Source organism: Rubritalea sp. (assembly GCF_039830215.1).
In the GTDB taxonomy this organism is placed as follows: domain Bacteria; phylum Verrucomicrobiota; class Verrucomicrobiia; order Verrucomicrobiales; family Akkermansiaceae; genus Rubritalea.
In genome coordinates, this window is record NZ_JBDOPO010000363.1 from 1 (window position 1) to 7,070 (window position 7,070).

The 7,070-nt window shown below is 49.4% G+C and carries 6 protein-coding genes; 4 read left to right on the forward strand and 2 right to left on the reverse strand.

Annotated elements, in window-relative coordinates; genetic code table 11:
- Positions 1–173 precede the first annotated feature (173 nt).
- Entirely contained in the window at positions 174–2,039 is a 1,866-nt protein-coding gene (lnt, locus tag ABGY95_RS12300; protein WP_347441978.1) for an apolipoprotein N-acyltransferase, read from the reverse strand.
- A gap of 119 nt (positions 2,040–2,158) precedes the next feature.
- Positions 2,159–4,114, reverse strand: a complete 1,956-nt coding sequence (locus ABGY95_RS12305) for a phospho-sugar mutase (protein ID WP_347441979.1) — start codon at positions 4,112–4,114, stop codon at positions 2,159–2,161.
- A 79-nt stretch (positions 4,115–4,193) separates the two neighbouring features.
- Between ABGY95_RS12305 and ABGY95_RS12310 the strand changes: the two genes are divergently transcribed.
- The 4 genes from ABGY95_RS12310 to ABGY95_RS12325 form a co-directional block, all read left to right on the forward strand.
- Positions 4,194–5,099 carry a class I SAM-dependent methyltransferase gene (locus ABGY95_RS12310; RefSeq protein ID WP_347441980.1) on the forward strand — a complete coding sequence of 302 codons (906 nt, stop codon included), beginning with the start codon at positions 4,194–4,196 and terminating at the stop codon, positions 5,097–5,099.
- 44 nt (positions 5,100–5,143) lie between these two features.
- Positions 5,144–5,824, forward strand: a complete 681-nt coding sequence (locus ABGY95_RS12315; RefSeq protein ID WP_347441981.1) for an ABC transporter ATP-binding protein — start codon at positions 5,144–5,146, stop codon at positions 5,822–5,824.
- Positions 5,825–6,028: 204 nt separating this feature from the next.
- Positions 6,029–6,724, forward strand: a complete 696-nt coding sequence (locus ABGY95_RS12320) for a phosphate ABC transporter ATP-binding protein (protein WP_347441982.1) — start codon at positions 6,029–6,031, stop codon at positions 6,722–6,724.
- Between the two features lie 22 nt (positions 6,725–6,746).
- The coding region (locus ABGY95_RS12325; RefSeq protein WP_347441983.1) for an ABC transporter permease at positions 6,747–7,070 on the forward strand (324 nt) is incomplete at its 3' end.

A 7,070-nucleotide genomic window follows, 5' to 3' on the forward strand; every position in this document is an offset into this window, starting at 1 on the left:
ATGGTCTCTGGTCATCCACACCACTCAGTTGCCAATGGCTCATATCCAATAAAAATCAACGGTGGTAGGAGGTCTTAAAAGAGGTCACTAAGCGATAACGCTATATCCAACAAAGTGGCCGCGACGAGCCTCTTGAGAGCGAAGACCTCATGCTCAAATAAAACGGCAACTCTTTACACCTCTTTCTGACATTTTAAGCAGAAAATCGCCGCCGCCACACAAAGCAGTAAACAAAGCAAAGTGAACCAGTCCCCTAACATTGCATAAACTGTCATCGTTGTATTCTCTGGCACCTTTACTTTGGTATATAAACCTCCTTTTACGAACGGATCCTCAAGCGAGCCAATCACATTGAGCTTACCCTCTAGATCTGACTCCATCGTGCCAATCACATCCACCACGCCACTCACTCCAGTATTGGCTGCTCGTGCCATTGGTCGGCGAATCTCTACGGCCCTAAACTTGGCATTGGCCATGTGCTGCAGTGCTGCCTCGCTCGTACCGAACCAGCCATCGTTGGTGATATTCACTGACATCTGCAGTTCTGGTCGTGCAAACTTGCGGTTCAAGCGCCCAACCGTGTCTTCGAAACAAATACTCGGGATCAGTTGCACGTTCTCCCCTCTTAGCTCCACATTCAAGGGCTCAAATGACTCACCGCGCGAGAAATTCTTGCCGTACGACATTCCTGAAAATAGCTCAGCCACACTTCCTAAAAAGGGAATGTCGGGAATGAATTCCCCAAATGGAACAAGGTGATTTTTCCCATGCGTTTGGATTTGCTTCGTTGGGAATGACTCTTCAGCAGTTATGCTTGGATCCGTCACAGCAAACACATTGTAAGCATTGCCCTCTAAATTATAATAAACCCCTTCGTCGGTCATCGTTCCTGAAAGCAAGTTAGCTCCAAACACCGTCTTAAAGTGATGTTCCTCGTAAATTTGATTCACCAACAAGTCGTGGGTCAGCAATGGCATGTAAATTCCATCTGCTAGATCTATATAGACTAGCGGCTGGGTCGTCGCACTCTCGGGCAATACGAGTAAGTCTGGATACTCAATCTCCACCTCCTCACCAGTCTTTGCAGCACGTATCATCCGAGCTTTGTTGTGCTGATCTATTGCCGCCATCTCACGCTCGATACTCTCTTGGTATTCGATATAGTGTTCAGCCTCTAATATCTCGTCCCACTTAATTGTTTGGGGGATATTCTCTTGGATAAGAAGTACTCTAACGTCATGAGAAGGTTGGTTGGAATAATAGGCCATTCGGTTGACGCCGTAGGCAAAAACAAAGGCAATAGTGCCGATCACAATACCAACTTCAAAATGCGCTTGGAATTTCCCTGCGCGCAATTCATCAACCAAGCGCCTGCCGGTCTGCAGCATCGCTGAAGCAAAGAGCATTGGGAAAAATGCAATACCTGTCACTCCCACAATGTCAGCTATCTGCATCATCACCGGGACTTCATGGAATGCCACCCCCAGGCCATTCCAACCAAACCCGGTCATTAACCACCCACGCAGCCACTCTAGCACAACCCACAAAGACGCATGCATCACAGCGAATATGACCACTCGAAGTGAATTCCTGAGGCCATTTACCCTTTTCTTTGGAGCCTCATCTCGCTGCGCTATTTTCTTTCCAATCGCGGTAAGCTTCCTCGCCTTCACAGACCTCCAAGGATTACCAAAGCTGGAAGCCAAGGCTCCCCAAACACCAAAGTAGATGGCCAAGTACAGGCTCAACATCAACCAACCACAGATGGCTCCAACTTGAGGCACTGTAGGGAGATCTCCCATCGCGATTAGCCACTTCACATTAATCAACCAAAAAACAAGACCAGCCAGCGCTCCCACTCGGAAGCCAAAACGTTTGCGTTTCTTCTCAGCACCACCAAGCCATAAACCTATCATCAATGGAACTGGCCATATCCAAACCAAACCACTGGCAAATTCAAAACCTGGATAACACATCGCCAACAGTACTCCACTGAGTGCTGCTGCTAAGTAGGGCATGAGACGTTGAAATGTAGACATGGTAATTCTCTTTGTTGGCTTGGTGAAAGAATAAAACCCTAGAGGAAATCCCCTAGGGTTGAGATTATTTATCTGTGTTTGACCTAAGACCTAACACATCAAAACATAAAAATGAGGATCTAGCTCATACGCGCTTGCGCGTCCGCTTCTAGCGCTACCCACAGGCTAGCCAGTCCATCACGGATCTTTTGCTTACTAGCTTCTAGATCATCGGACGGCGCATCTTTACCGAACAAGTAGAACTTAATCTTCGGCTCTGTGCCAGATGGTCGAACTGCGAAGGAACGACCGTCTTCAAGCTCAACAATCAGCATACCAGCATTTGGCAGCGTGTCTCCTTCGCTGTCTTCAAATTGCTCTTTCGCAAAGTCACGCACACGGCTTACAGCCACACCATCCACTTCCGTTGGAGGCGTATTTGAGTAGGAATCATTGAGAGCTTTGATCTGCGCAGCACCTTCAGCACCTTCCATCACCATGGCCTTGCCGTCCTCAAGGTGGAACCCGAACTCAGAGTAAATGTCGTCCAGCAGTCCCGCAATCGTCTTACCCACACTTTTCGCATAAGCAGCTACCTCAGCGAACATCACTGCTGCCATGTTACCGTCCTTATCGCGTACGAAATCAGCACCTAGGTAACCGTAGGATTCCTCACCACCAAAAATGAAGAAACGTGAGTATTCTAAACGAAGCTTACGGCTTTCCTCTTCAGATATATCACGGTAGTTACCATTGATCTTGCTCGCGGGAATGCCATTTTCGTACTTCTGGAGTTTGTCGGAGATAAACTTAAATCCTGTAAGTGTGTCCACCATGTTCACACCAAACTTCTCAGCAATCGCAGTCTGAAGCTCAGTGGTGACGTAGGTCTTGATCAGCACGGCGTGGCCGCGGTTAGAATCGTTGAGGATACCTAGGTCAAACATCGTCTTGGTCCGGTACCAGGCCATCAATGAACCGATTTGGTTACCGGTGAGCAGTTGCATCTCGCCAGCGTCATTGCGCACAGCCACGCCCATCCGGTCGCAGTCAGGATCAGTGCCGATAACAATCTCAGCATTTTCCTTCTCAGCAAGATCGATCGCCATCTGCAGCGCTGGAGCATTCTCCGGGTTTGGAGAGGCCACTGTTGGGAAACGGCCATCAGCTGCATCTTGCTCTTTTACTGTGAGAACATCAAAACCAAGCTCTCGGAGGATCGGTACAGAAATGTGACCGCCTGTGCCATGGAGGTTAGTGAACACCACTTTTGCGCCACCATTTTCTAGGAGGTCTGGACGGAGTAGGAGAGTCTTAAGTTTGTCGACATAACGACGGTCGGCCTCAGCACCGAGCACAGTCAATGAGCCTCGATCCGCTTGAGCAACCGGCTGGTATGCTTCTTCGGTGATGGATTGGAATTCTTCTAACACACCTGATGCGTGAGGTTCCACTAGCTGAGCGCCTTGGTTGAAGTATGCTTTGAATCCGTTGTCTTGTGCTGGGTTGTGGCTAGCAGTGAGAACTACACCTGAATCGAGGCGAAGCTCACGGATCAAAAAGGACAACTGAGGTGTGGCACGTGCGGACTCAAATATGTAGGCGTCACAACCATGGTCGTTACACACCTTGGCACAGAACTCAGCGAAATCGCGAGAGAAGTGACGGGTGTCTTCAGCGAAAGCGAAACTTGGCTTACCTTCGATGCCATTAGCTTCTCTGTGCTGTTTGATGTAGGCGATCATGCCACGAATAGCACGACCGACATTATAGAAATTCATTGTTGCTGTTCCTACACATGGATGCTCGGGGCGACCGAGAGGACCGCCAGCCCCGTGCTCAGCCTTTGTGATAACACGGCCGACTGTGCGACCACGGAGTCCACCAGTACCGAATGCTAAAGTTTTAAAGAACCGATCATTTAGTTCATTCCACTCACCGGCTTGAGCTAGTTCAGTCACAGCTGCCTCAGCCACAGGAGTATTGGTACCAGCTAACAATGCTGCAATATTCTCACGGGATGACACCAGCAGATCGCCGTTTTCCACGGCCTTATCGAGAAGGGGTAAAAGGTCACTCATTTCGTGATGGATCATAAGACTCAAAAATGAGAAGGCAATCTCACAAACAAGAATTTCTCTAGAATTTCTGTCACATCCCCGCCACACTTATCCCATGCACCTGTCCAACTCGCAGCTCTTTGAAAAAGCCATCGCCAAACGTCAACATCTACTCGATGACGACACCAATGCCATAAGACTTTTCGACGGTGTTGGAGATGGTATTCGCGACGTATTCCTCGAAACCTTCGCTGGTCGCTGGGTGCTCTCCACAAGGAACCGCATGATCACTCAAGGAGTGCGCAGTTTTTTCGAGAATTGTGGCAAAACCGTCTATTGGAAGCAGCTCGACCAACACCAAAAGACTGACCCCTATCACATGGCGGGTCCGGCACAGTTAAAGCCATTCATCGCCCGTGAGTCTGGTATCGATTATGAAATATCCTTCAAGTCAGGCTATTCCCAAGGCATTTTCCTCGACCAACGGGAAAACCGCAAGCGAGTGCGCGAACGAGTTTGTAGTGGCGATCGCGTACTCAACACCTTCGCCTACACTGGAGCCTTTTCAGTTTCAGCAGCCATGGGTGGAGCCACAACCTCCACTCTAGATCTTTCACAACCCTACCTCGATTGGGCCAAGAAAAATATAACTCACAACCAGCTCGATCCAAGCGAGCATTACTTTTGCAAGGGGGACACATTCCATTGGCTCAAGCGCTTTGCGAAACAAGGCCGCAAGTTCGACGGCATCATTCTCGACCCCCCTACTTTCTCTCGCGACGACAAGGGTAAGGTTTTCCGTGTGGAAAAAGACTACCACCGCCTCACCGATCTAGCATCCCGCTGCATCAATCCTGGAGGCTGGATTCTAGCATCCACTAACTGCCGCAAAATGAGCGACCAAGACTTCCTCCATGAAGCCTCCCGTCGTCTACCCGTTAGCCACAAAGCCACAGCCCTGCCAATGCCAGAAGAATACACTGGCGAGCGCTACCTCAAATCTCTCTGGTTTGATCTCTAAAAGTTCCCAGTTGCCAGTTCCCAGTTGCCATATAGATTACCAGCATGAGACTGATTACAGCCACTGACCTTCACCGCGGGTACACCGTCGGCAAAAAGCGTATCGAGGTCCTCCGAGGCATCGATCTCAGCATTGAGAAGGGTGAAAAGATTTTCCTCTGTGGCCCATCTGGCGCAGGTAAGACAACTCTTATGTACACGCTCGCTGGACTAGAACGTCCCGAGCAAGGCATTGTGCATATCGACGGAACAGACCTCTACAAACTATCCAAACGCCAACAGGCAAAACTGCGCAATGCGCGGATGTCCTACATCTTTCAGAACTACTACCTGATGCCCGAACTCACGGCGCTGGAAAATGTCATAATCCCCGCCATGATAGGCGGAAAAGGTAACGAATCAGCTGCAAAAAAAGCACTGAACCGCGTCGGCCTCAGCCACCGCTACGACCACCTTCCTACAGAACTCTCCGGCGGTGAACAACAACGGGTCGCCATCGCCCGTGCGCTAGTCAACAAACCAGAAATAATCTTCGCCGACGAACCAACAGGTAATCTCGACTCCAAAAATGGAGAGCAAGTGATGCAGCTCCTGCTAGAACTAACCAGCGAAGACCACACCACATTAGTAGTCGTCACTCACGACCAAAGTCTCGCAAGATTCGGCGACAGAACACTCATAGTCAAAGACGGCAGTGTCACCTCTAACGAGGCCATCTCAGCCTAAAAAAATAGAACGACATCCCGCACCCACCAGCCTTCTCCAACAGAGAGATTTATGCAGATTCACATTACGTCGCCTGTTGCTATATACAGGTAGACTATTATGGCCTCGCCATCGACGAACTCATATGGGTGAATATCAGTAATGACTCAAGGGTATCAGATCGATGGTAACGCTAAGTTTGAGATACGGGAACTTTCCGTGTCTATGGCTAAGGAAGCCACAGTATTAGATCATCTTTCGCACACCATCATTGATGGTAAAATCAATGCCCTGATTGGCCCCAGCGGCTGTGGCAAGTCCACACTACTTCGCTGCCTCAATAGGTTTATTGAACCGACTTTGGGAACTATCCTAATGGATGGCGAGCACATCACCGACATTGACGTCCTGACTCTTCGGGCTCGAGTCGCCATGGTGATGCAGAGTGCCACAATGTTTGATGGCAGCATTGCGGACAACCTAGCCTTTGGACCCCGTTCGCTTGGCCAGCTGATCGATCGCTCCCGCATGACTGAATTACTCGAACTGGTCAGTCTCGATCCAAGCCTACTAGATAAAGAGGCTAAAAGCCTATCTGGTGGACAAGCCCAGCGCGTCTCTATTGCACGTGCTTTGGCCAATAATCCAGAAGTCCTCCTACTTGATGAACCGACTAGCGCGCTCGACCCTGCTGCCACACGAACGATTGAGAAAACCCTAACACATCTGTCCAAAACACTAGGAATGACGATCGTTCTGGTATCTCATTCGATGGAGCAAGTCGCACGTATCGCCGACACAAGTGCCTTGATTTTAAACGGAAAAATAATTGAGACTGGTACTCCCGAGCATTTACTCTCAGGAGGCCACCATCACTGGACTGAGCAATTTGCCAAAGGTGAGTTAAATAGTCAGCAATAGCCTCAAACAAAATAGACACACCATGCTCGACACACTCTCAGAACTACTCCCCCGCTTAACAAACATACTGGGTGCTCTCACCCTCGTTGGCCTAGGCATCGGAATTTCTTATTGGCAAAAAATTGGCCTCGAAAAAAGCATGTCGGTGGCAGTGGTCCGAGCTTTTGTGCAATTGATTGCTATTGGTTATGCGCTGCAGCTTATATTTGACAGCGACAACCCTCTCTGGATCGTTGTTATCGTTGGCGTCATGCTCACCGTAGCGGGACTAACTTCTGGCAAACGAGCTGAGTCGATTCCTAGCGCACGCACGATTGCGCTTCTATCCATAAGCACCAGCCTAACG